Raw genomic sequence first — 22,218 nt, 5'->3', positions numbered from 1 at the left:
GGACCATGCTTTGCACCATAGGTTGATTATTCGTTTGGGCATGGCCACGCTCGCGGGCCCGCGCCCGCCCCCTTGGACCCCGCCTTCGTCTCGTCCTGGCGTTCGGCCCGGCAAGTGCTACACGCCTCCTGCGATCAACTTCGAGACAGGCTGGCGATGATTCACCCGGGCGCGACCTTCAAGGACAACCTGCAGCGACTGCCGGCGATCGACGGCGTGCAGCGCATCGACCTCATCGACGCCCAGGGCAAGGTCCTCGCCAGCATCGAGAACCAGCCTGGCAAGCAAGGCTCGCTGGCCGTCTACCAGTACCTCAAGCAGGCCTTCGGCGCCCTGGATGCGCAGGCGGCCGAGCATGGCCTGGCGGTGTTCGCCGAGCACACGGCCGACGCCCGCAGCCGCCCCGGCGCGCACCCGAATATCGACCGCCTGCTCGAGATCGTCGCCGGTGGCGGCCCGCTGCAGATCGAGATTGTCGCCGCCGGCGGCTGACCGGCGCCCAGGGGAGGCCGCATCGATGAAGGTCGCCTCGCTGGCCCTCCCCGAAGTGCGGCTGCTGGTTCCAGAGCGCCGCGAGGATGCACGCGGATGGGTCTCGGCCACCTGGGAGCGCTCGCGCCTGGCGGCGGCGGGGATCGAGGCCGACTTCCTGCGGGACAATCAGGTGAACTCGCGGCGCGCCGGCACGGTCCGCGGCCTTCACTTCCAGGCCGCGCCCTTTGCGCAGGCCAAGCTCATGCGCGTGCTGCGCGGAGCCGCCTATGACGTCGCCGTGGACATCCGTTCCGGCTCGCCGACCTTCGGCCGGTGGGCAGGCGCGCGGCTGAGCGCCGAAGGCGGCGAGCAACTCTACTCGCCACGCGGCTTCGCCCGCGGATGCGTCACCCTCGCCGACGACAGCGAACTGCTCCTCAAGGTCGACCGCCCCCACGCCCCGCAGCACCAGGGCGCTATCGCCTGGGACGACCCGGACCTGCGCATCGACTGGGGCGTCGATCCCCACGACGCCATCCTCTCCGGGCGGGACCGCTCCGCGCCGCGACTTAGGGACCTGCCGCCCGTCGCGTTCTGACCGTGCCTCCGCTCTCAGCCGTGCGCGCTGCTCCAGGCCGCTTCAAGCGCGCCGTCGTAGAACGCGGCGAGACGCTCCAGCTGAGTTGAGCAATCGCCCTCAAAGCAAGACCCGTGCATCACCGCCAATTTGCTGGGGCTAAGCTTCGCCAGGCGGCGGATGGTCGTTCCCAGCTCGGGCGTCAGCGAACTGGCCTGGAACATGGTCTCGGCGCTGATCGCCGCCTCGACGATGCTCGCCTCGGTGAGCGGCGGGCCGTCCCCGCATTGGGTGAACAGGTCGCCGGAAAACAGGGTGCGGCCGGCTTCCTCGTAGATCAGGCCCGACTCCCAGGCATGCGGCACATGCGGCGTGTCGAGCCAGCGCACGCGCCGGCCGCCGAGATCCAGCACCTCTCCGTCGGCGAGCACGCGTGGCGGTCGGTCGGCGAGATCGTTCAGCGAAACCATGCAGGCGGTGACGCCATGCGCGACCGTGGCGGCGGGCGCCGCGGCCAGCCACTCGTTCATCGACCCGCACTCGTCGGACTCGACATGGCCGAACGAAATCCACCGCAGCGCCTCAAGCGGCAGGATGCGGCTGACCGCCTCCGAGATCTGCGGGAACATCCGCTTGGGGCCGGTGTGGAACAGCAACGGCTCCTCGGCGGTGATCAGATACTGGTTGAAGGTGAAGCCGAGCGGCGGCGCGATGTCAGGCACGAAGGTCGAGAAGCGATAGACCCCGTCGGCGATCTCAGCAGCGCGAACTTCCATCCCTGGGCCTCCCAATGACTGGTGGCGACGTTCGGTTTCAGCTTGCGCGCATCAAGGCCGGTTTTCCAGTCGAAGGCGCCCCCAGCGGACGCCATGTTCGCCACCTGGCCGCACCCACCCGCGAATGCGCTGGAGGCCTTGCGCAGCTCCAGGCAGGGCAGGATCTCCATGGGCCGCCTGGGCGCCCATGCAACTTTTCGGAATCACCGGGGTAGTGACCGCCTTTGCCGGGCCATGTCGCTTATGCAGCGGCCGCGGCAGTTTCCTTCTGCTTCAGGATTGCGAAATTGCCATTGGCCTGCGCGATCAACGTGTCGCCGAGATTGAGGCGAGAATCGAGATTTGCGATTGTCCGCCCGCGATTGAGCACCACCGTCTCGCACCGGATAGTGCCCGCGGGAGCAGGACGGAAATAGGTGATCTTGATTTCAATGGTGGCGCACGTCTCACCCGCATCCAGGGTGGGGTAGAGCGCCGCCCCCATGCCCGTGTCAGCTAAGGCGTAAAACACGGCGCCGTGGGCGACGTGGTGCGGATTGTGGTGAATGCCCGGTTCGATCTCGATTGAGCAGATGCTGCGCCCTGCGCTTCGCTCGTCAACACAGAGCTTCATCGTCTCGGCGAACGGATGAGCAATTGTCGCGAGTGATGCTGTCACGTTGTCGTACTCCACGTCGCGTAGCCGCGATTAGGGCATATGCCGGATAGTCGAACGAAACATCACTGGCCAGGGCGCGCAAGTTCCCTTTGCGGGCAGGGCCAGTTGCGGAGGCCTTGCCGCCAGACCAAGCTCCAAGTCATGAGCAGGCCGAAAGGTCGGACCAGGTGGATGGTCGCCGCATGGGTCGCTGCGGCCGCCGGATGTGCGACGACGACGACGCTTCAGCCGCTTGCCTACAGCTTTGAGGATCAGCCTGCCGATCGGCGGGTGGTGGTCCGGTATCGCAACACCGGCGACAGCGGCGTCTGCGTCTTGCCCGAGCATTGGCCCAATCGGGGCGGGGCCATCGACCAGGACGGCGACCGGGTCTTTCTGCACGTCGCCGGGCGGACGTTCGCCCTGCGAGGCTTCAACACCGGCTATTGCCCGGGCGGCTGTGCGACCTACGTCGCGCCCGGCGGCGAGATCTCAGGCCGCTTGGCCTATGCCGATTTCCAGCTGCCGACCGATCTCGAACAGTCTCCGAAGAGTCTTGAGTTCAAGCCGCTCGGGTACAGATGCCGGCCGCCATAGACGCCCGCGGCACGCCGCTACTCCGCGCCCCACACCGGCGACCGCTCGCCGTCGAACGGGGTCAGGTTGAGGCAGTAGCGCGCGACGATGCGGTCGCCCTGCTGGATCACCACATGCTTGACGGAATGAACCGTGTAGCGCCGCGGGCTCGTGGGCGCGCCCGGCGGATCGTCTGCATCCAGGCGCGGCCAGCCTTCGTCGTCGAACCGGTCGCCGACCGACACAGGTGTGAAAGGACCGGCCGCAGTGAGGACGGCGATCGGCCGATGCCGGCCGGAGGTGTCGTAGAGCTCGAGGCGATACTCGATCGGCGTCATAGCTCTCGCCCCGACATCTAGCCGACGAAACCGGCGGCGCGCTTGAGCCGGTCGTTGATCGCCTCGCCCAGCCCCTCCTGCGGGATCGGGGCAACGGCGATGGCCGCCGGGTTTGTGCGGTCGGCGTCGCGCAGATAGGCGAAGAGGCGCGCGGCGGCCTCGCGCAGGTCGCCCGTGGGGCTGAGGTTCCAGCGGTGCTCGCCGGGCCCGAAGGCGAGATAAGCCTCCCCCGGCTGCGGGGCGTCGGCGTTCAGCCGGACCGGAGCCTTGGGCGAATAGTGGCGGGCCAGCCGGCCGGGCGAGCGCTTGGCGTCGGCCTCGGCCTCGGCCAGCGGGCCGATCACCGCCTCGATCTGCTGGCGCGTGACCGAGCCCGGCCGCAGCAGCCGCGGCTGGTCGAGCAGCGCGACCACCGTCGACTCAAGGCCGACCTCGCAGGGGCCGCCGTCGAGCGCGGCCGCCACCTTGTCGCCCGTCTCTTCCATGGCGTCGGCGTAGTTGGTGGGGCTGGGCCGTCCCGAGCGGTTGGCCGACGGCGCCACCACCGGCCCGCCGAACCGCGCCAGCAGCGCGCGGGCCAGCGGATGGACCGGAACGCGCACCGCCACGGTGTCGAGGCCGGCGCGGGCCAGGTCGCTCACCGCCACGGGGTCGGCGACCGGCAGCACCAGGGTCAGGGGACCGGGCCAAAACGCCTGCGCCAGCGCCCGGGCGCGGTCGTCGAAGACCGCGATCCTCTGGGCGCCCGCCAGGTCGGCGACGTGCGAGATCAGCGGGTTGAAGCTCGGCCGGCCCTTGGCCTCGAAGATCGCCGCCACCGCCCGCGGATCACCGGCGTCGCCCGCCAGCCCGTAGACCGTCTCGGTGGGCAGGATGACCAGCTGGCCCTCGCGCAGCGCCCGGACGGCGGCGTCTAGCGCCGCGTCGCCGTCAGGTTGACGCTCACCTTCACCTCGGCCGGAATTTGATCGGTGTTCTTCCACTCGCCCTGTCCGACGCCAAAGGCCGTGCGGTCGAGGGTGGTTACACCGCTGACGCGCGCCTTGTCGCCCTCGATCTTGAGCGTGAACGGCAGCCGCAGCGGGTGGCTCGCCCCGCGCAGGGCGAGAGTTCCATGGGCGACGTAGCGGTTCTCGCCGGTCTTCTCGAAGCGGGTGGCGGTGAAGGTCGCCTTCGGGTGCTCGGCGGTGTCGAACCAGTCCGCGCCCTGCAGGGACTCGTCGCGCTGCGCATCGCCGCTGACCGCCGAGGCCAGGTCGATGCCGACGCTGACCTTGGATCGGTCGAGCGCCTCGGGGCTGAACAGGATGTCGGCGTTCCATCGGTCGAAGCGGCCCTCGATCGCCACCCCGCCCCAGGCGGTCGCAAAGCCCAGGGTCGATCCGGCGTCGACCTTCCAGGCCGGCGCGGCCGTCTCAGTCGGCGTATCCGTGGTGGGCGCGGTTTCGACGACCACCGGCGCGGCGACCTGCGGCGCTTCGCTCGGCGCGGCCTCGACCACTGCGGGCGGAGGCGGCAGTGGCTTGCTGGCCGGCGGCGCAGGCCGCACGGCGTAGCCGGCGGCGACGGTCGCCAGGGCGGCGGCGGCGATGGCGACCAGCCGCGGGTCGAACCAGGCGCCGGGACGGGCCCCGGGGACCATGTGCGCCAGCACCGGCTCGTCCTTGCTAAACAGCTGGTGCTTGAGCGCCCCGGCCACGTGCAGCGCGACCAGGGCATAGGCGCCCCAGGTCAGGACCTCATGCCCGGTCTCGCCGAAGCCATGCCAGGCGCTCTTGGCCGGCTCGGCCAGGTGCGCCAGTCCGGGCACGTGCGGCCAGGGAATGACGCCGTAGAGCAGGGTCGGCACCTGGATCCGGCTCGCCGAAACCATGATCCAACCGGTGATCGGCAGACCGATCATGATCACGTAGAGCCCGATGTGCGCGACCTTGGCCAGCGCCTTCTCCCAGGTCGCCATGCCGGCCGGCAGCGGCGGCGGGCGGTGGGTCAGGCGCCAGGCCAGCCGAACCAGGCTGAGCAGCAGGACGGTGATCCCGATCGACTTGTGAAGTTGGATGAGGGCGAAGCCCTCGGGGGTCCGCCCGCCGCCCATCCGCCAGGCGATGATGACCTGGAACACGATGGCCGCGGCGATCAGCCAGTGCAGGACGATCGCGACGGCGCTGTAGCGGGTGTGCGCCTGGGCGGGCTCGGACATGGACGCTCTACTCTAACTCGACGCGACGGCGAGCGCGTCGCACCCTGTGGCAGGTTCGTGGACGCCGTCCTGGAAAACCTGCCGCTAAGGCGCAGTTGCGTTCCAGATTTCCATATGGGCCGACCGGCCGATCTCGCTAGCCCCGAACCGCGCCGCGCGCGGCAACGCACTGTTCCGCCGGCTGCAACATTAGGCCCGCGACGCCGGCCGCGGCCTGCGCGAGGGCCCGGCGGCGCGCGCTCAACCCTCGTGCAATCAACGGCTTGCGTTTCGCAACTCGTGAACGCTTGGAGCGCCGCCGCACCTCCCCTAAAGAACGCCTGACATATCGGAGTTCAGCATGTCCTATCGCGCGCCCGTCCGTGACCTCGCCCTCTCGCTGCAGATCGCCGGCCATCCGGCGCTGGTATCCGGCGCCTTTGCCGAACTCGATGACGATACGGTCGCCGCCGTGCTGGAAGCGGCCGGGGCCTTCACCGAGGAGCAGCTCGCCCCCTTGAACCGCAAGGGCGACCAGGTCGGCGCGCGCTACGAGAACGGCGCGGTGATCGCCGCGCCCGGCTTCGCCGACGCCTACCAGGCCTTCGTCGCCGGCGGCTGGAACTCGCTGTCGGCCGACCCCGAGCACGGCGGCCAGGGCCTGACCAAGGCCATGGAGCTGGCGGTGTTCGAGATGGTGCACGCCTCGAACATGGCCTTCGGCCTCTGCCCGATGCTGACCCAGGGCGCGATCGAGGCGCTCGACCTGCACGGCACTGAGCGCCAGAAGTCCCTGGTGCTGCCCAAGCTGGTCTCGGGCGAATGGACCGGGACGATGAACCTGACCGAGCCGCAGGCCGGCTCGGACCTCGCCGCCGTCACCACCCGCGCCGAGCCTGACGGGAACGGCGGCTATCGCCTGTACGGCCAGAAGATTTTCATCACCTGGGGCGACCACGACGCGGCCGACAACATCTGCCACCTGGTGCTGGCCCGCCTGCCCGACTCGCCGCCCGGCGTGAAAGGCATCTCGCTGTTCCTGGCGACGAAGCGCGAAGTGCTGGACGACGGCTCCCTGGGGATCGCCAACGATCTTCGCGCCGGCTCCATCGAGCACAAGCTGGGCATCCACGGCTCGCCCACCTGCGTGATGCTGTTCGAGGGCGCCAAGGCCGAGCTGGTCGGCGAGATCAACAACGGCATCGCCCATATGTTCGTCATGATGAACGCCGCCCGGCTGCAGGTCGGCGTCCAGGGCGTCGGCATCGCCGAGCGCGCCTTCCAGCAGGCCCTAGCCTTCGCCCAGGAGCGCAAGCAGGGCCGTGCGGTGTGGTCGGCCGAATACCCGGCCCCGCTCTACGGCCACCCCGACGTGCGCCGCTCGCTGCTGCTGATGAAGGCCAAGATCGAGGCCGCCCGCGGCATCTGCATGACCACCGGCGTGCTGGCCGACCAGGCCCGCCTGGCGCCGAGCGAGGCCGAGCGCGCCACCGCCAAGGCCCGGCAGGAACTGCTGACCCCGATCGCCAAGGCCTGGTCGACCGATGTCGGCGTCGAGGTCGCCTCGATGGGCGTGCAGGTGCACGGCGGCATGGGCTTCATCGAGGAGACGGGCGCGGCTCAGCACTATCGCGACGCCCGCATCGCCCCGATCTACGAAGGCACCAACGGCATCCAGGCCATCGACCTGATCGGCCGCAAGGTCGCGATGCAGGACGGGGCGGTGATGGACGCGCTCTGCGCCGAGATGCACGAGACGGTCCAGGCGCTACAGGGCGATCCGGCCCTCGGCGGCGTCGCGGCCTATCTCGAAGCCGGGGTGGCGGCGCTGGAGCGCGCCACCGACTGGGTGCTGCAGAACAAGGGCCCCAACGCCCTGGCCGGCGCCACGCCCTATCTGAAACTGGCCGGCGACGTGGTCGGAGGCTGGATGCTGGCCCGCCAGGCCCAGGCGGTCGCCGGCGGCGACGACGGCTGGAGCAAGAGCAAGGCCGCCCTGGCCCGCGTGTTCGCCAGCCAGGTCCTGGCCCAGGCTCCGGGCCTGGCCGCCGGGGTCATGGAAGGGGCCGACGACCTCGAAGCCGTCGGCGCGGAGGCTCTGGGCGCCTGACGCCCAGAGCCAAGCGGCCTTAAAGCTGGGCCAGCATGTAGTCGGCGGCCGAAACCTTGAACTCGCCCGGCGCTTCGACATTGAGCTCCTTCACGACGCCGTCCTCGACGATCATCGAGTAGCGCTGCGAGCGGACGCCCATGCCGAACTTCGAGGCGTCCATCTCCAGGCCCAGCGCCTTGGTGAAGTCGCCGTTGCCGTCGCCCAGCATCAGGATGTCGCCCAGCACCGACTGGCTCTCGCCCCAGGCCTTCATGACGAAGGCGTCGTTGACCGACACGCAGGCGATGGCGTCCACGCCCTTGGCCTTGAAGTCGGCGAGGTGGTCCTTGAAGCCCGGCAGGTGGCGGGCCGAGCAGGTCGGGGTGAAGGCCCCGGGCACCGCGAACAGCGCGACCTTCTTGCCGGCGAAGATCTCGTCCGTCGTCATCGGCTTGGGACCTTCGGCGGTCCCGGCGGAAAAGGTGGCGGCGGGCAGCTTGTCGCCGACTTTGATGGTCATGGTCTGTCTCCCTGATCAGCTCAGCCCCACCAGATAGCGACCCCGGCGCAGGCATCAACGGCCTTGTGTAACGTGATGACTTGAAAGCGGCGCGATCGGCGTCACATTCGGAGCATGGGAGACGGCGAATTTCTTTCCGGCAAGATGCTGATCGCCATGCCCGGCATCGGCGACCCGCGCTTTGAGCGCGCCTTGGTGCTGATCTGCGCCCACGACGAGAGCCACGCCATGGGCATCGCCGTGAACCGGCCGGTCGAGGGCCTGACCCTGCCCGACCTGCTGGGCCGGCTGGACGTCAAGCCGAGCATCGAGATCCCGGCGGAACTGGTGCTGCTGGGCGGGCCGGTGGACCGTGAACGCGGCTTCGTCCTGCACACAGACGACTACACCGCCGGCGAGAACAGCCTGCACGTCGGCTGCGGCGTCGCCCTGACGGCGACCCGCGAGGTGCTGGAGGCGATCGCCGGCCATGGCGATCCGCCGCGTCGCTCGACCCTGGCGCTCGGCTATGCCGGCTGGGGCCCGGGCCAGTTGGAACGTGAGCTGCGCGAGAACGTCTGGCTGACCTGCGAGCCGGACGAGACGCTGATCTTCGGGACGGACCATGCCCACAAGTGGTCGAACGCCCTGGCCAAGATCGGGGTCGACGCCAGCCTGCTGACCTCGACCGCGGGCCGCGCCTAGCGCGCCCTAGCCGCGCGCCTTCACGGGCGCTGCGCCGTCGACATAGCTTTCGTTGAGATAGACCTCGGCCTCCTGCGGCGAAAGCGCCGGCGCATAGCCGAAGCCCTGGCCGTAGTCACAGCCCAGCGAGAGCAGCTGGCGGGCCATCTGGGCGTTCTCGACGCCCTCGGCGACGACTTCCAGCGACAGGTCCTGGCCCAGCTTGACGACGGACGAGACGATCTTCACCGAGCCCTCGTTGGTAGCCATGGTGCGCACGAAGTAGCGGTCGATCTTCAGGGTGTCGAACGGCAGCCGGGTCAGGTAGCTGAGCGACGAGAAGCCCGTGCCGAAATCGTCGAGCGCCAGGGCCGCGCCCGCCTCGCGCAGCTTGTACAGGATGATCGCCGCGCGGTCGGGATCGCGCATGACGTCGCCTTCGGTGACTTCCAGCTTCAGCGCGCCGGGCGGCAGACCCGTCTCGCGCCGGATCTCCAGCACGTCCGACACCAGGTCGGGGCGATCAATCTCGCCGGTCGAAAGATTGACCGCCACGGTCAGTTCGCCGGCGGCGCGGTGGTCCTGCCGCCAGCGGGCGAGCTGGGACGCGGCCTGACGCATCATCAGCGCGCCGAGCTCGCTCATCAGTCCCATCTCTTCACAGAGCGGCAGGAACTGGTCGGGGGTCAGCAGGCCGCGGCGCGGGTGGCGCCAGCGGACCAGCGCCTCGAAGCCGGACAGCGCACCGGTCGAGAGGCGCACGATGGGCTGGTAGAACGGTACGATTTCATTGCGGCCGAGCGCCCCGCGCAGGTCGCTTTCGAGCGCCAGCCTGGAAAGCCCGTCGCTCTCCAGGCTGCGGCCATACGCGGCCGCCCCCCCCCGCCCGCCGCTCTTGGCGGCTTCCACCGCCAGTTCGGCCCGGCGCAGCAGTTCGGCGGCCTCCGGCGCATCCTCGCCGCCGAGGGCCTCGACGGCGCCAATCGACAGGGTCGGGTGGATATCGAAGCCGGCGACCCGCAGCGGCTGCTCAAGCGCCTGTCGCAGGGTCTCGGCGGCCGGCTGGTCGCTGACCGTGGTCAGCACGGCGAATTCGTCTTCGCCGACCCGCGCGAGCAGCGCGTGCGGCGGGAAGGCGGCGGCCAGGCGCGAGCCGAGCGCGGCCAGCACCAGGTCGGCGCGTTCGTGGCCCAGCGCCTCGTTCAGGCGGCGCAGGCGGTCGAGGTCGGCGACCACCAACTCATGCTGGCCGGCATGGGCCAGGCGCTCGCGGGCGCGGGCGACGAAACTCTTGCGGTCGAGCAGACCAGTCAGGCCGTCCTGGTCGGAGGCGGCGAACTTGGCTTCCGGCGCAACCACCCCGGCGGCGCGCAGGCCTTCCTCCAGCCACACGCCGCGCCAGATGCAGACGCCGCCGCCGCGCATGCGCAGTCGAACTGAAATCTCGGTGCCCGGTTCCTGGACGCGCAGGACGTCCTCGGCCAGCGCCCGATCCGGCGGCAGGGCCAGGGCGCGCATGGCCGCCGACGAACATTCCGGCGCAAGCGGACCCAGCCCCAGCGCGCGCGAAGCGCCAGTCAGATGCAGGCGGTCTTTTTCGGGTTCCCAGAGCCACAGGGCCACATCGGCGGCGCCTAGCGCCTCCAAGGTCGCGGTTGCGTCCCAGCTCCAACGATCGTTCGGCATCGTCTCAAGACATTCCGGCCAACGCGCCGCAGAGCGGATCGGCCCACGACAGCCGAGCGCTAAACAGACACTCCTTCGTCCGGGCCCTCGTGCGCCCGCAGGGGAGACACAAGGCCGAACAACACATGATCGCGCCAGACGCCGTTAATTTTCAGATAAGCCTGGGCGAGACCTTCTTCCCGAAACCCGGCACGGTTGAGGAGTCGCCGCGACGGCTCGTTGCTGGGCAGGCAGGCCGCCTCCAGCCGGTGGAGGGCCAGCGTGCGGAAGGCGAAGACCGTCAGGGCCCGCACGGCCCCCAGGGTTTGGCCTTGCCGGGCAAAGGGTTGGCCGCACCAGTAGCCGATCGAGCCCATCTGGGCGACGCCGCGGCGGACGTTCGACAGCGTGATCCCGCCGGTCAGTGCGTCGTCCCGCGTGCGGAAAACAAAGAACGGATAGGCCGTTCCCGCCTCGCGATCACGCGCATAGGCGGTGAGCCTGCGGCGGAAGGCCGCACGGGTCAGATCGTCGGCCGGCCAGGTCGGCTCCCACGGCTGCAGGAACTCCTTGGACTGCATGCGCAGTTCGCGCCACTCGGCGAAGTCGGCGGCGCGGGGCGGACGCAGGCGCACGCCGTCGCCCTCGATGCGAAGTCCGCTTTCCGGCGCGATCCAGTCCAACAAGGCCATGGGCGGAACCTCGCGGGATGCGTGGAATCCGTCAAGCCGCCTGAGATCAGCCGAACAGCGCCCGATGGAAGGCCTCGCCGGCCTTCATCGCGCCCTTGGGGCCGAGGATGCTGGCGGCTGCCGCGCCGGGGGACAGCATCTGCGCGCCCAGACGGGAGATGTCGGCGGCCTCGACGGCGTCGATCTGGGCGGCGAGTTCGGCCGGCGGCAGGGTTCGGTCGAACAGCAGCACCTGGGCGGCGGCCTGTTCGGCCCGCGACAGCGGCTGCTCGCGCGCCATGAACATCGAAGCCTTGAGCTGGGCCTTGGCGCGGGCGAGTTCCGCGGCCTGCACGCCCCCGGCCATGCCCTTGATCTCCTCGGCCGCGACCTTCGCCAGTTCGACCGCGTCCTTGGCCGCGCAGCCGGCGAACACCCCGAGCACGCCAGTGTCGGCATAGGTCTCGGAATAGGCGTCGACCGCATAGGCCAGGCCGCGCTTCTCACGGGCCTCCTGGAACAAGCGCGAGGCCATGCCCCCGCCGAGGATCTCGGCGTAGAGCCGCAGCGCGAAATAGGTCTCTTCGCGCACGCCTACCGCCGGCAGCAGGAAGACCAGGTTGGCCTGCTCGAGCGCCTTAGGCGTGGTGCGCACGCCGCCGACGAAGGCGGCCGCCGCCGGCTCGCAGGCGCCCTGCCCGGCCGCGGCGCCGAAGTCGCGTTCGGCCAGGGCCAGCAACTCGTCCTCGTCCACAGCGCCGGAAGCGCAGATCACCAGGGCGTCGGGGGCGTAGAGCGCGCTGCGCCAGGCAGATAGGGCGCCTGGGTCGGCGCGGCCGATCGACTCGTCGGTGCCTAGGATCGGCCGGCCCAGCGGCTGGCCGTGAAAGGCCGCGTCCTGGGCCATCTCGAACACGTGGTCGTCGGGGGTGTCGGCGGCCTCGGCGATCTCCTGGCCGACGACCTGGATCTCGCGGGCGAGGTCGCCGGCGTCCATGGTCGGACGCAGGACGAGATCGGCGACCACGGAGCTGCCAAGATCCAACCCGCCCTTAAGCGCGCGGATCTGGAAGCTGGTGCGCTCATAGCCGGTGGCGGCGTTGATCTGGCCGCCCTCGGCCTCGATCACCTCGACGATGTCGCGGGCCGAACGATCGCCAGCGCCCTTGAACACCATGTGTTCGAGCAGGTGCGACCAGCCGGAGCGGGCCTCGTCCTCGGATCGCGCGCCGCGGCCGGCGACGACCGACAGCGCCAGTGTCTCAAGACCGTCGATCGGGTCACAGACGACCCGGACCCCGTTCTTCAGGGTATGAATGTTGGGCAGAGCCTCAGCCTTCCGCAAAGGCCCTGACATAGGCCTTGATGGTCTCGGCGTCAGCCGGCAGGCGGTCGAAGCGCTCGGGCTTGCCGGCCAGGTGCGCGGCGGTGCGCGGCATCACCGGGGTCTCGCCGGTGGCGGCCTCGACCGTCTCGGGGAACTTGGCGGGATGGGCGGTGGACAGCACCACGATCGGGGCCGTGGTCACGCCGCGGGCCCGCTGCATGCCGCACACACCGACGGCGGTATGCGGATCGATCAGTTCGCCGGCGTCACGCAGGGTGGCGACGATGGTGCGGGTGGTGTCGCCCTCGCCCACCGCAACGCCAGTGAAGGTCTCGCGCATGGCGGCCAGGGCTTGAGGCGGGATGTCGACGCCGCCGGTCTCGGCGAAGGCGGCGAAGGCGCGGGCGGTCTCGACCCCGTCGCGACGCACGCATTCGAAGTACAGTCGCTCGAAGTTCGAGGCCGACTGGATGTCCATGGCCGGCGACTGGGTCGGAGCGGTGACCCCGCGGACGTAACGGCCGTCTTCGAAGGCCCGGGCCAGGATATCGTTGGAGTTGGTCGCCACGATGATGCGGTCGATGGTCAGGCCCATGCGCTTGGCGACATATCCGGCGAACCCGTCGCCGAAGTTGCCCGACGGCACGGCGAACGAGACCGGCCGATGCGGCGCGCCCAGCGCCACGGCGGCGGTGAAGTAGTAGACGCTCTGGGCGACGATGCGGGCGAAATTGATCGAGTTGACCGCCGACAGGCCGACCGACTGCTTGAGCGAGGCGTCGGACAGCGAGGTCTTGAGGATCGCCTGGCAGTCGTCGAAGTCGCCGGCGACGGCCACGCAGCGGACGTTGTCCTCCTCGGCCGTGGTCATGAAGCGGCGCTGGACCTCGGAGATCCGGCCGTCCGGGAACATCACGACGATCTTGGTGTTGGCGCGGCCGCGGAAGGCCTCGACCGCCGCCCCGCCAGTGTCGCCGGACGTGGCGCAGAGGATGGTCTGGGTGCGCTTCTGCTGGCCCAGCACGTGGTCGGACAGGCGGGCCAGCAACTGCATGGCCACGTCCTTGAAGGCCAGGCTAGGACCGTGGAACAACTCGGCGATGAAGCCGCCGGGGCCGATCTGGCGCACCGGCACGACCGCGGCGTGGGTAAAGCTGGCATAGGCCTCGGCGCACATCACGGCGAGGGTCTCGCCGTCGATCTCGTCGCCGACGAACTTGGCGAGCACCGCGGTGGCGACCTCGGCGTAGGGCCGCCCGGCGAAGGCGGCGATCTCGTCGCGGGTGAAGCTCGGCCACTCCTGCGGGACGTACAGCCCGCCGTCCGGGGCGAGACCCGCCAGGACCGCATCGACAAAGCCGACCGAGGGCGACTGCCCCCGCGTAGAGACGTACCGCATCAAGACTTCCGTGTTCGCCAGAGCATGGCGGCATAGACGCCGACCAGGGCGGCGGCAAGGCCGAACCAGGTCAGGGCGTATTCGAGGTGTCGGTTGGAGATCTCGGCCGGCAACGGGGCCGGGTCCAGCGCCTGCCAGCCGGGGTTGGACGAGGTCTCGGCCATCAGGAACAGCGGCGCGGGCGCATCGACGTTCAGGGCCTGGGCCATGGCGGGCACGTCGCGGACGTACCAACGGTTGGCGGCGACGTCGTTGACGGGACTGAACCGGTTGCCGGCCTCGGGGACGCGCAGCACGCCGACCACCTCGACCGGCGCCAGGTCCGAGACGTTGACCCGCGGCCGGGCGGAGACGTCGTCGCGCACGAAGCCGCGGTCGACCAGGATGCTCCGATAGCTGCCGCCGACCACGCGGCAGGCCGAGATCAGCCGCGAACCGGCTTTACCCTCGCGGACCGAATACAGCTCGAGATAGGGGGCGCTGGCCAGACCCGGACACGTCAGCCGGATCCGCGCGAAATCGAGGTCGGCGCCGGCGGCCATCCGTTCCAGCGCCGCTTCGCCGCTCGTCGCGGGGGCCGCCTGCAGGGCCGCCACGCGGGCCAGCAGGGCTTCTTTCCAGTGCAGCCGCTGCAGCTGCCAGCTGCCGAGGCCGATCAGTATGGCGAGGGAGATGGCGACGGCGATCGTCAGGCCGACCGGAAAGCGCCGGGCGCGATCAGTCATGGCGCGCTTCCGAAGCCTTGTTGGCGAACTGAGCGGCCAGCAGCACGCCTTTCAGCGGCCGCAGCAGGCCAAGGCATACGAACAGCGTCAGGGGCAGAAAGACGACGATGTGCACCCAGATCGGGGGCGAGAACGCCAGCTCGGTGAAGAGCAGGGCGAAGGCGCAGAGGAAGCCCGCGATCAGGATCACGAAGACCGCGGGACCATCTCCAGAGTCCGCCTTGGCCAGATCGTAGCCGCACCGCTCGCAGGCGGGGGCTACGGTCAGGAAGCCTTGGAACAGGCGTCCCTCTCCACAGTTCGGGCAGCGGCCGCGGAGGCCCGCCAGCAGCGGATTGGGACTGTCCATATCGGCGGGCCCTAGTGGCCCGCCCCGCCGAACACCACGTAGATGAAGGCGAACAGGAAGAGCCAGACGACGTCAACGAAGTGCCAGTACCAGGCGGCGGCTTCGAAGCCGAAGTGCTTCTGCGGGGTCATGCCGCCGCGCAGCAGGCGGATCAGGCAAACGGCCAGGAAGATCGTCCCGATGAGGACGTGGAAGCCGTGGAAGCCGGTGGCCATGAAGAAGGCCGACCCGTAGAGGCCCGAGTTCTCCGCGCCCTCGCCGCCGAAGAAGTACTTGTGCTCGAGGATGTGGTGGTACTCGTAGACCTGCACCATGGTGAAGATGGCGCCGAGCGCGATGGTCAGCGCCAGACCGATCTTCGTGCCCTTGCGGTCGCCTTGCTGCAGTGCGTGGTGCGCCCAGGTCACGGTGGTGCCCGACAGCAGCAGGATCAGGGTGTTCAGCAGCGGCAGGTTCCAGGCCGGAACCGTCTCGATGCCGGCCGGCGGCCAGGTGGCCCAGGCGGCGCGGACTTCCTCGATCGAGGACAGGGTCCGGTGGCCGTGGAACAGGGCCATTTCGAAGAAGATCCAGAACCAGGCGACGAAGAACATCACTTCGGAAGCGATGAACATGATCATGCCGTAGCGCAGGCCGATCGAGACGACCGGCGTGTGGTCGCCAGCCTTGGATTCCTTGATCACGTCCGACCACCAGCCGAACATGGTGTAGAGGACGCCGGCCAGGCCGGCCAGGAACAGCCACGGCGACTTCTCGACGCCGAACAGGCCCTTCATCCACATCACCAGGCCGATCGCCATGATGGTCGCGGAGGCGGAGCCCACCAGCGGCCACGGGCTGGGCGGCAGCAGGTGGTAGTCGTGCTTAACTTCGCCGTGGGCCATTTCGGTCCTAACCCCTCTCAGATCTCACAGACGCCTGCCCCTCTCTCGGACCGGCGAATGACAATTCGCGTGTGCTATAGCCCCGCCTTGGCCGGAACGCCAAGGGCGGAAGAGTGCTTTGCCGCTGTGGCGTCGGCGCGTTTCTCGGCGCGCGCGGCCTCCACCGACGGGAAGAACGTGTACGACAAGGTCACTTCGCCCTTGCCCTTGGTCTCGAAGTCGTCCGCAAACTTCGGATCGACGAAGTAGACGACCGGGAATTCGATGGTCGTCTTCGCCGGAATCGTCTGATCCGAGAAGCAGAAGCACTCGAGCTTCTGGAAATAGGCGCCGGCCGATTCGGGCACGACGTTGTAGATCGCACGGCCCGTCTGCGGCTTGTCGCTGTTGTTGGTCACCTTGAAGAAGGCGAGGCCCGTCTGGCCGATCTTCACTTCCTGGGTGACCTGCTCGGCCGTGAAGGTCCACGGCAGCTCGCGGATATTGGCGTCGAAGCGAATCGTCAGCTTGCGATCGAGCGCTTTGTCGGGCGCGGCCTCGGCCTTGCGCACGGTGCCGTCGAAACCGGTGACCTGGCAGAACGCCTTGTAGAGCGGCACCGAGGCGAACGCCGCCCCGACCATAGCCACGAAGCCGCCGGCCGCGATCAGGGCGACCTTGCGGTTGCGCTTCTGCAGCGGCGTGCGTTCGGGCTTAGAAGGGCCGGTGGCCAACGCTGCCTCCCAGACGCACGATGGTCACCACAAAGACGAGGACGACGAACAGCACCAGGCCCAACGCCAATGCGATGTTGCGGCCGCGCCGCGCGCGAGCTTCGACGGTCGGATCGGGGGTGGGCTCGCTCACTGGAAAACTCCGACGGCGGGCAGGTCGAGCAGGTGCTCGGCCAGCAGGGTCGCGAACAGAAGGGTCAGGTAGAGGATCGAGAACGCGAACAGGTTGCGCGCGTCCTTGGAGCTGGCCTTCACGTCGTAGAGGCCGTCATCGTTGCGCTGCCCGCCGGTTTCGCCGGCCCGGCTGCGGAACACGCGCCAGGCGAGGACCAGGAACACCAGCCCGCCCAGGCCTGCGACCGCCAAATAGGTCATGCCGCCGAGACCGGTGAAGGCCGGCACGATGCACAGCGGGATGAACAGCAGGCTGTAGATCAGGATCTGCTTGCGGGTCGAGGCCGCGCCCGCGGTGACCGGCATCATCGGCACCCCGGCCTTCTGATAGTCCTCGCTGGTGTAGAGCGACAGCGCCCAGAAGTGCGGCGGCGTCCACATGAAGATGATCGCGCACAGCAGCCAGGCGTTCAGCGGCGCGGTTCCCGTCGCCGCCGCCCAGCCGATCACCGGCGGCAGCGCGCCGGCCAGTCCGCCGATGACGATGTTCTGCGGCGTCGAGCGCTTCAGCCACATCGTATAGACGACGGCGTAGAAGAAGATGGTGAAGGCTAGCAGGCCGGCGGCCAGCCAGTTGGTGGTCATGCCCAGCAGCATCACCGAGAACAGCGACAGCACCACGCCCATGGCCAGGGCGTCGGCGCCCTGCACCTTGCCGGACGGCACCGGACGCGCGCGGGTGCGGCGCATCTTGGCGTCGATGTCGGCGTCATACCACATGTTGAAGGCGGCCGACGCTCCTGCGCCGACGGCGATGCAGAGGATCGCCACCGCGGCCAGCACCGGATTGACCGGCGCGTTGGCGCAGACCAGCCCGGTAATGGCGGTGAAGATGACCAGCGACATGACCCGCGGCTTCAGCAGCTGGACGTAGTCCTGCCACCGCGGGGGCGCGCTGGAGCGTGGAAGGGCTGGCGACATGGCCATCACAATACTCTCAAAACGACCGAAGGGCGCGCGCTGGAATGTCCCAGCCCGCGCCCCACAGAGGTCTTTGGGAGCCGGACCTAGTGGAGGTCCGGCTTGACCACCGGCAGTTCGTTGAACTGGTGGAACGGCGGCGGCGAGGACAGGGTCCACTCCAGCGTCGTCGCGCCTTCACCCCACGGATTGGCTTCGGCCTTGCGGCGGAAGATCATCGCGTCGAGCAGGACGACCAGGAAGACGCCGACCGCAGCCAGGGTCACCAGGTAGCCGACCGAAGACACGTGGTTCCAGAGGGTGAACGCGTCCGGATAGTCGATGTAGCGGCGCGGCATGCCTTGCAGGCCAAGGAAGTGCTGCGGGAAGAAGATCAGGTTCACGCCGACGAACATGATCCAGAAGTGCAGCTGGCCCAGCCACTCGCGGTACTTCACGCCGAAGATCTTCTCGAACCAGTAGTAGAAGCCCGCGAAGATCGCGAAGACGGCGCCCAGCGACAGCACGTAGTGGAAGTGCGCGACCACGTAATAGGTGTCGTGCAGGGTGTAGTCGATGCCGGCGTTCGCCAGGACCACGCCGGTGACGCCGCCCACGGTGAACAGGAAGATGAAGCCCATCGCCCAGAGCATCGGCGTCTTGAAGTCGATGGAGCCGCCCCACATCGTGGCGATCCAGGAGAAGATCTTCACGCCGGTCGGAACCGCGATGACCATCGTGGCGGCCACGAAGTAGGCGCGCAGGTTGATGCTCATGCCCACGGTGTACATGTGGTGGGCCCACACGACGAAGCCGATGAAGCCGATGGCCACCATGGCGTAGGCCATGGCCAGGTAACCGAACACCGGCTTGCGCGAGAAGGTCGAGACGATGTGGCTGACGATGCCGAAGCCCGGCAGGATCAGGATGTACACTTCCGGGTGACCGAAGAACCAGAACAGGTGCTGGTACATGACGGGGTCGCCGCCGCCGGCCGCATCGAAGAAGTGGGTGTTAAAGTTACGGTCGGTCAGCAGCATAGTGATCGCGCCGGCCAGGACGGGCAGCGAGAGCAGCAGCAGGAAGACGGTGACCAGAACCGACCACACGAACAGCGGCATGCGGTGCAGGGTCATGCCCGGCGCGCGCATGTTGAAGATCGTGGTGATGAAGTTGATGGCGCCGAGGATCGACGAAGCGCCGGCGAGGTGGAGCGCCAGGATAGCGGCGTCCATCGACGGACCTGCGTGCCCGGTGGTCGAGAGCGGCGGATAAGCCGTCCAGCCGCCGCCGAAGCCCTTGCCCGGGCCGCCGTCGACGAACATCGAGACCAGCAGCAGGATCCAGGCGGCCACCAGCAGCCAGAACGAAATGTTGTTCATCCGCGGGAAGGCCATGTCCGGCGCGCCGATCATCAGCGGCACGAACCAGTTGCCGAAGCCGCCGATCATGGCCGGCATGACCATGAAGAAGATCATGATCAGGGCGTGTGCGGTGACTACGGCGTTGTAGCCATGCTTAGACTGCTCAACCAGCCCGAACAGCTGGATCGAGGAGCCTTCCTTGAAGATCTGGATGCCCGGCTCGGCGAGCTCCCAGCGGATCAGGCCCGAAAGGGCGCCGCCGACCAGGCCCGCCATGATGGCGAACAGCAGGTAGAGGGTGCCGATGTCCTTGTGGTTGGTCGAGAAGAACCAACGCGCGATGAAGCCTGGCTTGTGCTCGGCTTCGTGGTGATCGTGAGCTGCGGCTTGTGCCATCTTACTATGTCCTAGGCTCATTTCGCGGCCGGCGCCGCGGCGGGCGCGGCGGGCGTGGAGGTCGGGGCCGGCGCGGCGGCGGCCAGAGCAGCCGCGGCGGGCGCCGTAGCGGCGGCCGGGGTCGCGGCGCCTTCGGCGGCCGGGGCGGCCGCGGCGGCGGGTGCCGCCGGAGCCGGGGCGTCGGGGGTCATCGAACCGCCCTTGGAAGCCACCCAAGCCTCGAATTCCGGCTGGGTCACGACCTTGATCTCGATCGGCATGAACGCATGGTCGACGCCGCAGAGTTCCGAACACTGGCCGTAGAAGGTGCCGGTACGCTCGGCCTTGAACCAGGTTTCGTTGATACGGCCGGGGATCGCGTCGATCTTCAGGCCGAACGCCGGCAGGGCGAAGGCGTGGATGACGTCGGCGCCGGTGACCAGCACGCGGACGGTCTTGTTGACCGGAACGACCAGCGGTTCGGTCGAAGCCAGGCGGAACGGAACCTTACGCTTCTCGGCTTCTTCCTCGGGCAGCATGTTCGAGACGAACTCGCCGACCTTCTGGTCCGGAAGCTCGTAGCCCCAGTACCACTGATAACCGGTGGCCTTCACCGTGTAATCCGGCTTGGGCATGTCGTGATAGGCGAACAGCAGGCGGAACGAGAAGATCGCGATGAACATCAGGATCAGGACCGGCACGACCGTCCAGATCACTTCGATCAGCGTGTTGTGGCTCCACTTCGCCGGAACCGGGTTGGCGCGCTTGTTGTAGCGCACGACGACCCAGATCAGCAGAGCCAGCACAAACAGGCTGATGATCGTGATGATCGGCAGCAGGATAAGATTGTGGAAATCGTGCGCAGCGTGCTTCAGCGGCGCAGCGGCCGGCTGCAGCCCGATGCCGCCCGGGGTCGGTTGCCCCATCAATTCCTCTGCGAACGCCTGGACGCCCCAGAACGCCGACGTTGCGCCCGCCGCGGCTGCCGCCGCCCACGTCCGCATGCCCTGAACCCTAGACTTCATGTCCCCTCGGTCTGCTTGGCCGGCCGCGCCTCGCGAAAGACGATCGCCCCCGCCGACTGAATCAAGACGTAGCGCCGCGCAAACCGCGAGGCCCCGCCCTTAAGCCGGGGTGCATACGCGCTCTCCCGTAGCTTGCCAAGGCGCTAAGACCCCCTATGGCGCAATGTCTCGACATGGAGACGCTTCGGACGGTTCGCCCACGCCCGAAAAAGGCCGCTTTCGCATAACTGCGGAAGGTTAAGCCGTCGGGTTTTCATCAAGGCGCCGGCCGACACGAACGGTCGGCGGCGGATTGGGGTGACGTCCGGGGCGCAAGCACCTATTTCTGTGGGCTCGCCTTCCGAAAGCAGACCTGACGATGAACGCCCTCGCCCCCGCCGCCTCGATTCTCGATTCCGTCGGAGTCGCCCCCGAACGCGCCCGCGAGATCCTCGGCGAGGCGCTGGCCGGCGCCGACGACGGCGAACTGTTCGTCGAACGCTCCGAGAGCGAGGCCTTCCTGTTCGACGACGGGCGATTGAAGTCGGCCTCGTACGATTCGTCCGAAGGCTTCGGCCTACGGGTGGTCGCCGGTGAGACCGCCGGCTACTCGCATTCGAGCGAGGTGTCCGAAGCGGCGATCAAGCGTGCGGGACAATCGTCGGCCCTGGCCAAGCGCGGCTATTCCGGCGTGTCGGCCGAGGGCCCGCGCGCCACCAACACCAAGCTCTATGGCGAGGACGATCCGACCGCCTCGCCCGCCTTTTCCGACAAGGTCGCCCTGCTGCAGGAAATCGACGCCTGGGTGCGGGCGCGCGACCCGCGCGTGGTGCAGGTGATGGCCAGCATCGCCGGCGAGCGGCGGATCGTGGAGATCCTGCGCGCCGACGGCCGCCTGATCCGCGACGTGCGCCCGCTGTGCCGGGTGAACGTCCAGGTCACCCTGGAGAAGGACGGCAAGCGCGAGAGCGGCTATTCCGGCGCCGGCGGCCGCGCCGGCTTCGACGCCTGGATCGCGCCCGACAAGTGGCAGGGCCAGGCCGACGAGGCCATCCGTCAGGCGCTGGTCAACCTGGACGCCGTCCCCTGCCCCGCCGGCGAGATGGACGTGGTCCTGGGCCCAGGCTGGAACGGGGTGCTGCTGCACGAGGCGGTCGGCCACGGGCTGGAGGGCGACTTCAACCGCAAGGGCACCTCGGCGTTCTCCGGCAAGATCGGCCAGCGCGTCGCCGCCCCGGGGGTCACGGTCTTCGACGACGGCACCCTGCCCGGCCGCCGCGGGTCGCTGACCGTCGACGACGAAGGCACCCCGACCGAGCGCACGATCCTGATCGAGGACGGCATTCTGGTCGGCTATATGCACGACCGGATGAGCGCGCGGCTGATGGGCATGACCGCCACCGGCAACGGCCGGCGCCAATCCTATGCGCACATGCCGATGCCGCGGATGACCAACACCGCCATGTTGGGCGGACAGCACAAGCGCGAGGAGATGATCGCCTCGACCAAGCGCGGGCTCTATTGCGCCAACTTCGGCGGCGGCCAGGTCGACATCACCAACGGCAAGTTCGTCTTCCAGTGCACCGAGGCCTACCTGATCGAGGACGGCAAGATCACCACCCCGGTCAAGGGCGCGACCCTGATCGGCGACGGCCCCTCGGCCCTGACCCGGGTGACGATGATCGGCGACGACTTCGACTTCGACGCCGGCGTCGGGGTGTGCGGCAAGTCGGGCCAGAGCGTGCCGGTCGGCGTCGGCCAACCCTCGCTGAAGCTGACCGGCCTGACCGTCGGCGGCACCAGCATCTAGACCTGAAACCGATGGTTACGAACCCG

At 68.7% G+C, this 22,218-nt stretch carries 24 protein-coding genes; 6 read left to right on the top strand and 18 right to left on the bottom strand.

The window, feature by feature from the left end; genetic code table 11:
• The first annotated feature begins 156 nt into the window (after window positions 1-156).
• Window positions 157-492 (top strand): DUF2322 family protein, encoded by a 336-nt coding sequence (locus O4N75_RS05065; RefSeq protein ID WP_269628268.1) that lies wholly within the window; start codon window positions 157-159, stop codon window positions 490-492.
• A 25-nt stretch (window positions 493-517) separates the two neighbouring features.
• Complete coding sequence (rfbC, locus tag O4N75_RS05060) at window positions 518-1,072, top strand: dTDP-4-dehydrorhamnose 3,5-epimerase (RefSeq protein WP_269628267.1); 555 nt, start codon at window positions 518-520, stop codon at window positions 1,070-1,072.
• 14 nt (window positions 1,073-1,086) lie between these two features.
• On the opposite strand, the gene O4N75_RS05055 is transcribed toward rfbC, so the two are convergent.
• Together O4N75_RS05055 and O4N75_RS05050 are read right to left on the bottom strand one after the other, a co-directional pair.
• Window positions 1,087-1,827, bottom strand: a complete 741-nt coding sequence (locus tag O4N75_RS05055) for an MBL fold metallo-hydrolase (protein ID WP_269628266.1) — start codon at window positions 1,825-1,827, stop codon at window positions 1,087-1,089.
• Between the two features lie 241 nt (window positions 1,828-2,068).
• On the bottom strand, window positions 2,069-2,500 hold the full coding sequence (locus tag O4N75_RS05050; RefSeq protein WP_269628265.1) for a PaaI family thioesterase: 432 nt from the start codon (window positions 2,498-2,500) through the stop codon (window positions 2,069-2,071).
• Window positions 2,501-2,656: 156 nt separating this feature from the next.
• Between O4N75_RS05050 and O4N75_RS05045 the strand changes: the two genes are divergently transcribed.
• Complete coding sequence (locus O4N75_RS05045; protein WP_269628264.1) at window positions 2,657-3,061, top strand: hypothetical protein; 405 nt, start codon at window positions 2,657-2,659, stop codon at window positions 3,059-3,061.
• Window positions 3,062-3,078: 17 nt separating this feature from the next.
• On the opposite strand, the gene O4N75_RS05040 is transcribed toward O4N75_RS05045, so the two are convergent.
• The 3 genes from O4N75_RS05040 to O4N75_RS05030 are packed head-to-tail and all read right to left on the bottom strand — an operon-like array spanning window position 3,079 to window position 5,578.
• A complete protein-coding gene (locus O4N75_RS05040) occupies window positions 3,079-3,378 on the bottom strand; it encodes a hypothetical protein (RefSeq protein ID WP_269628263.1) in 300 nt (99 codons plus the stop codon).
• Window positions 3,379-3,395: 17 nt separating this feature from the next.
• Entirely contained in the window at window positions 3,396-4,361 is a 966-nt protein-coding gene (locus tag O4N75_RS05035) for an L-threonylcarbamoyladenylate synthase (protein WP_269628262.1), read from the bottom strand.
• The gene (locus tag O4N75_RS05030) at window positions 4,292-5,578 is read right to left on the bottom strand and encodes a YceI family protein (protein WP_269628261.1); all 1,287 of its coding nucleotides are present in this window, start codon (window positions 5,576-5,578) and stop codon (window positions 4,292-4,294) included. Before O4N75_RS05030 ends, O4N75_RS05035 begins: the two co-directional genes overlap by 70 nt.
• A 340-nt stretch (window positions 5,579-5,918) precedes the next feature.
• Here O4N75_RS05030 and O4N75_RS05025 point away from each other — a divergent pair, with 340 nt between their 5' ends.
• Window positions 5,919-7,667 carry an acyl-CoA dehydrogenase gene (locus O4N75_RS05025; RefSeq protein WP_269628260.1) on the top strand — a complete coding sequence of 583 codons (1,749 nt, stop codon included), beginning with the start codon at window positions 5,919-5,921 and terminating at the stop codon, window positions 7,665-7,667.
• Window positions 7,668-7,686: 19 nt separating this feature from the next.
• Here the strand turns inward: O4N75_RS05025 and O4N75_RS05020 are convergent, their stop codons facing one another.
• Window positions 7,687-8,169, bottom strand: coding sequence for a peroxiredoxin (locus tag O4N75_RS05020; protein WP_267233258.1), 483 nt, complete (start codon window positions 8,167-8,169; stop codon window positions 7,687-7,689).
• A 114-nt stretch (window positions 8,170-8,283) separates the two neighbouring features.
• Here O4N75_RS05020 and O4N75_RS05015 point away from each other — a divergent pair, with 114 nt between their 5' ends.
• Window positions 8,284-8,853, top strand: a complete 570-nt coding sequence (locus O4N75_RS05015; protein WP_269628259.1) for a YqgE/AlgH family protein — start codon at window positions 8,284-8,286, stop codon at window positions 8,851-8,853.
• 6 nt (window positions 8,854-8,859) lie between these two features.
• Here O4N75_RS05015 and O4N75_RS05010 read toward each other — a convergent pair whose 3' ends face one another.
• From O4N75_RS05010 to coxB, 12 genes are all read right to left on the bottom strand, one after another.
• Window positions 8,860-10,518: a bifunctional diguanylate cyclase/phosphodiesterase gene (locus O4N75_RS05010; RefSeq protein ID WP_269628258.1), complete on the bottom strand. Its 1,659-nt coding sequence runs from the start codon at window positions 10,516-10,518 to the stop codon at window positions 8,860-8,862.
• A gap of 59 nt (window positions 10,519-10,577) precedes the next feature.
• Entirely contained in the window at window positions 10,578-11,189 is a 612-nt protein-coding gene (locus O4N75_RS05005) for a GNAT family protein (protein ID WP_269628257.1), read from the bottom strand.
• Between the two features lie 46 nt (window positions 11,190-11,235).
• Complete coding sequence (locus O4N75_RS05000) at window positions 11,236-12,513, bottom strand: pitrilysin family protein (protein WP_269628256.1); 1,278 nt, start codon at window positions 12,511-12,513, stop codon at window positions 11,236-11,238.
• Window positions 12,500-13,894, bottom strand: coding sequence for a threonine synthase (gene thrC / locus O4N75_RS04995; RefSeq protein ID WP_269628255.1), 1,395 nt, complete (start codon window positions 13,892-13,894; stop codon window positions 12,500-12,502). The genes O4N75_RS05000 and thrC overlap by 14 nt, the downstream gene beginning before the upstream one ends.
• Window positions 13,894-14,619 carry an SURF1 family protein gene (locus O4N75_RS04990; protein ID WP_269628254.1) on the bottom strand — a complete coding sequence of 242 codons (726 nt, stop codon included), beginning with the start codon at window positions 14,617-14,619 and terminating at the stop codon, window positions 13,894-13,896. Before O4N75_RS04990 ends, thrC begins: the two co-directional genes overlap by 1 nt.
• Entirely contained in the window at window positions 14,612-14,968 is a 357-nt protein-coding gene (locus O4N75_RS04985) for a DUF983 domain-containing protein (protein WP_267233251.1), read from the bottom strand. Before O4N75_RS04985 ends, O4N75_RS04990 begins: the two co-directional genes overlap by 8 nt.
• Window positions 14,969-14,979: 11 nt before the next feature.
• Complete coding sequence (locus O4N75_RS04980; RefSeq protein WP_269628253.1) at window positions 14,980-15,852, bottom strand: cytochrome c oxidase subunit 3; 873 nt, start codon at window positions 15,850-15,852, stop codon at window positions 14,980-14,982.
• Window positions 15,853-15,926: 74 nt separating this feature from the next.
• Window positions 15,927-16,565, bottom strand: coding sequence for a cytochrome c oxidase assembly protein (locus O4N75_RS04975; RefSeq protein WP_269628252.1), 639 nt, complete (start codon window positions 16,563-16,565; stop codon window positions 15,927-15,929).
• Window positions 16,546-16,698, bottom strand: a complete 153-nt coding sequence (locus O4N75_RS04970; RefSeq protein WP_183771973.1) for a hypothetical protein — start codon at window positions 16,696-16,698, stop codon at window positions 16,546-16,548. Before O4N75_RS04970 ends, O4N75_RS04975 begins: the two co-directional genes overlap by 20 nt.
• The gene (gene cyoE, locus O4N75_RS04965; RefSeq protein WP_269628251.1) at window positions 16,695-17,666 is read right to left on the bottom strand and encodes a heme o synthase; all 972 of its coding nucleotides are present in this window, start codon (window positions 17,664-17,666) and stop codon (window positions 16,695-16,697) included. Before cyoE ends, O4N75_RS04970 begins: the two co-directional genes overlap by 4 nt.
• An 80-nt stretch (window positions 17,667-17,746) precedes the next feature.
• Window positions 17,747-19,399 carry a cytochrome c oxidase subunit I gene (gene ctaD, locus O4N75_RS04960; RefSeq protein ID WP_267233246.1) on the bottom strand — a complete coding sequence of 551 codons (1,653 nt, stop codon included), beginning with the start codon at window positions 19,397-19,399 and terminating at the stop codon, window positions 17,747-17,749.
• A gap of 17 nt (window positions 19,400-19,416) precedes the next feature.
• A complete protein-coding gene (gene coxB / locus O4N75_RS04955; RefSeq protein WP_269628250.1) occupies window positions 19,417-20,403 on the bottom strand; it encodes a cytochrome c oxidase subunit II in 987 nt (328 codons plus the stop codon).
• Between the two features lie 358 nt (window positions 20,404-20,761).
• On the opposite strand from coxB, the gene tldD reads away from it, so the two are divergent.
• Window positions 20,762-22,192 carry a metalloprotease TldD gene (gene tldD / locus O4N75_RS04950; protein ID WP_269628249.1) on the top strand — a complete coding sequence of 477 codons (1,431 nt, stop codon included), beginning with the start codon at window positions 20,762-20,764 and terminating at the stop codon, window positions 22,190-22,192.
• Window positions 22,193-22,218: the final 26 nt, after the last annotated feature.

This window comes from Phenylobacterium sp. NIBR 498073, from assembly GCF_027286305.1.
GTDB lineage: Bacteria > Pseudomonadota > Alphaproteobacteria > Caulobacterales > Caulobacteraceae > Phenylobacterium.
The sequence above is the reverse complement of the archived record's forward strand: the minus strand, read 5'-3'. Positions and strand labels throughout refer to the sequence as shown.

What these genes read in the sequence shown, in the direction of transcription:
- O4N75_RS05065 (WP_269628268.1), top strand. Translation starts at nt 157, where the DNA reads ATGATTCACCCGGGCGCGACCTTCAAGGACAACCTGCAGCGACTGCCG.
- rfbC (WP_269628267.1), top strand. Translation starts at nt 518, where the DNA reads ATGAAGGTCGCCTCGCTGGCCCTCCCCGAAGTGCGGCTGCTGGTTCCA.
- O4N75_RS05055 (WP_269628266.1), bottom strand. Translation starts at nt 1,827, where the DNA reads ATGGAAGTTCGCGCTGCTGAGATCGCCGACGGGGTCTATCGCTTCTCG.
- O4N75_RS05045 (WP_269628264.1), top strand. Translation starts at nt 2,657, where the DNA reads ATGGTCGCCGCATGGGTCGCTGCGGCCGCCGGATGTGCGACGACGACG.
- O4N75_RS05040 (WP_269628263.1), bottom strand. Translation starts at nt 3,378, where the DNA reads ATGACGCCGATCGAGTATCGCCTCGAGCTCTACGACACCTCCGGCCGG.
- O4N75_RS05030 (WP_269628261.1), bottom strand. Translation starts at nt 5,578, where the DNA reads ATGTCCGAGCCCGCCCAGGCGCACACCCGCTACAGCGCCGTCGCGATC.
- O4N75_RS05025 (WP_269628260.1), top strand. Translation starts at nt 5,919, where the DNA reads ATGTCCTATCGCGCGCCCGTCCGTGACCTCGCCCTCTCGCTGCAGATC.
- O4N75_RS05020 (WP_267233258.1), bottom strand. Translation starts at nt 8,169, where the DNA reads ATGACCATCAAAGTCGGCGACAAGCTGCCCGCCGCCACCTTTTCCGCC.
- O4N75_RS05015 (WP_269628259.1), top strand. Translation starts at nt 8,284, where the DNA reads ATGGGAGACGGCGAATTTCTTTCCGGCAAGATGCTGATCGCCATGCCC.
- O4N75_RS05010 (WP_269628258.1), bottom strand. Translation starts at nt 10,518, where the DNA reads ATGCCGAACGATCGTTGGAGCTGGGACGCAACCGCGACCTTGGAGGCG.
- O4N75_RS05005 (WP_269628257.1), bottom strand. Translation starts at nt 11,189, where the DNA reads ATGGCCTTGTTGGACTGGATCGCGCCGGAAAGCGGACTTCGCATCGAG.
- thrC (WP_269628255.1), bottom strand. Translation starts at nt 13,894, where the DNA reads ATGCGGTACGTCTCTACGCGGGGGCAGTCGCCCTCGGTCGGCTTTGTC.
- O4N75_RS04990 (WP_269628254.1), bottom strand. Translation starts at nt 14,619, where the DNA reads ATGACTGATCGCGCCCGGCGCTTTCCGGTCGGCCTGACGATCGCCGTC.
- O4N75_RS04985 (WP_267233251.1), bottom strand. Translation starts at nt 14,968, where the DNA reads ATGGACAGTCCCAATCCGCTGCTGGCGGGCCTCCGCGGCCGCTGCCCG.
- O4N75_RS04980 (WP_269628253.1), bottom strand. Translation starts at nt 15,852, where the DNA reads ATGGCCCACGGCGAAGTTAAGCACGACTACCACCTGCTGCCGCCCAGC.
- cyoE (WP_269628251.1), bottom strand. Translation starts at nt 17,666, where the DNA reads ATGGCCATGTCGCCAGCCCTTCCACGCTCCAGCGCGCCCCCGCGGTGG.
- ctaD (WP_267233246.1), bottom strand. Translation starts at nt 19,399, where the DNA reads ATGGCACAAGCCGCAGCTCACGATCACCACGAAGCCGAGCACAAGCCA.
- coxB (WP_269628250.1), bottom strand. Translation starts at nt 20,403, where the DNA reads ATGAAGTCTAGGGTTCAGGGCATGCGGACGTGGGCGGCGGCAGCCGCG.
- tldD (WP_269628249.1), top strand. Translation starts at nt 20,762, where the DNA reads ATGAACGCCCTCGCCCCCGCCGCCTCGATTCTCGATTCCGTCGGAGTC.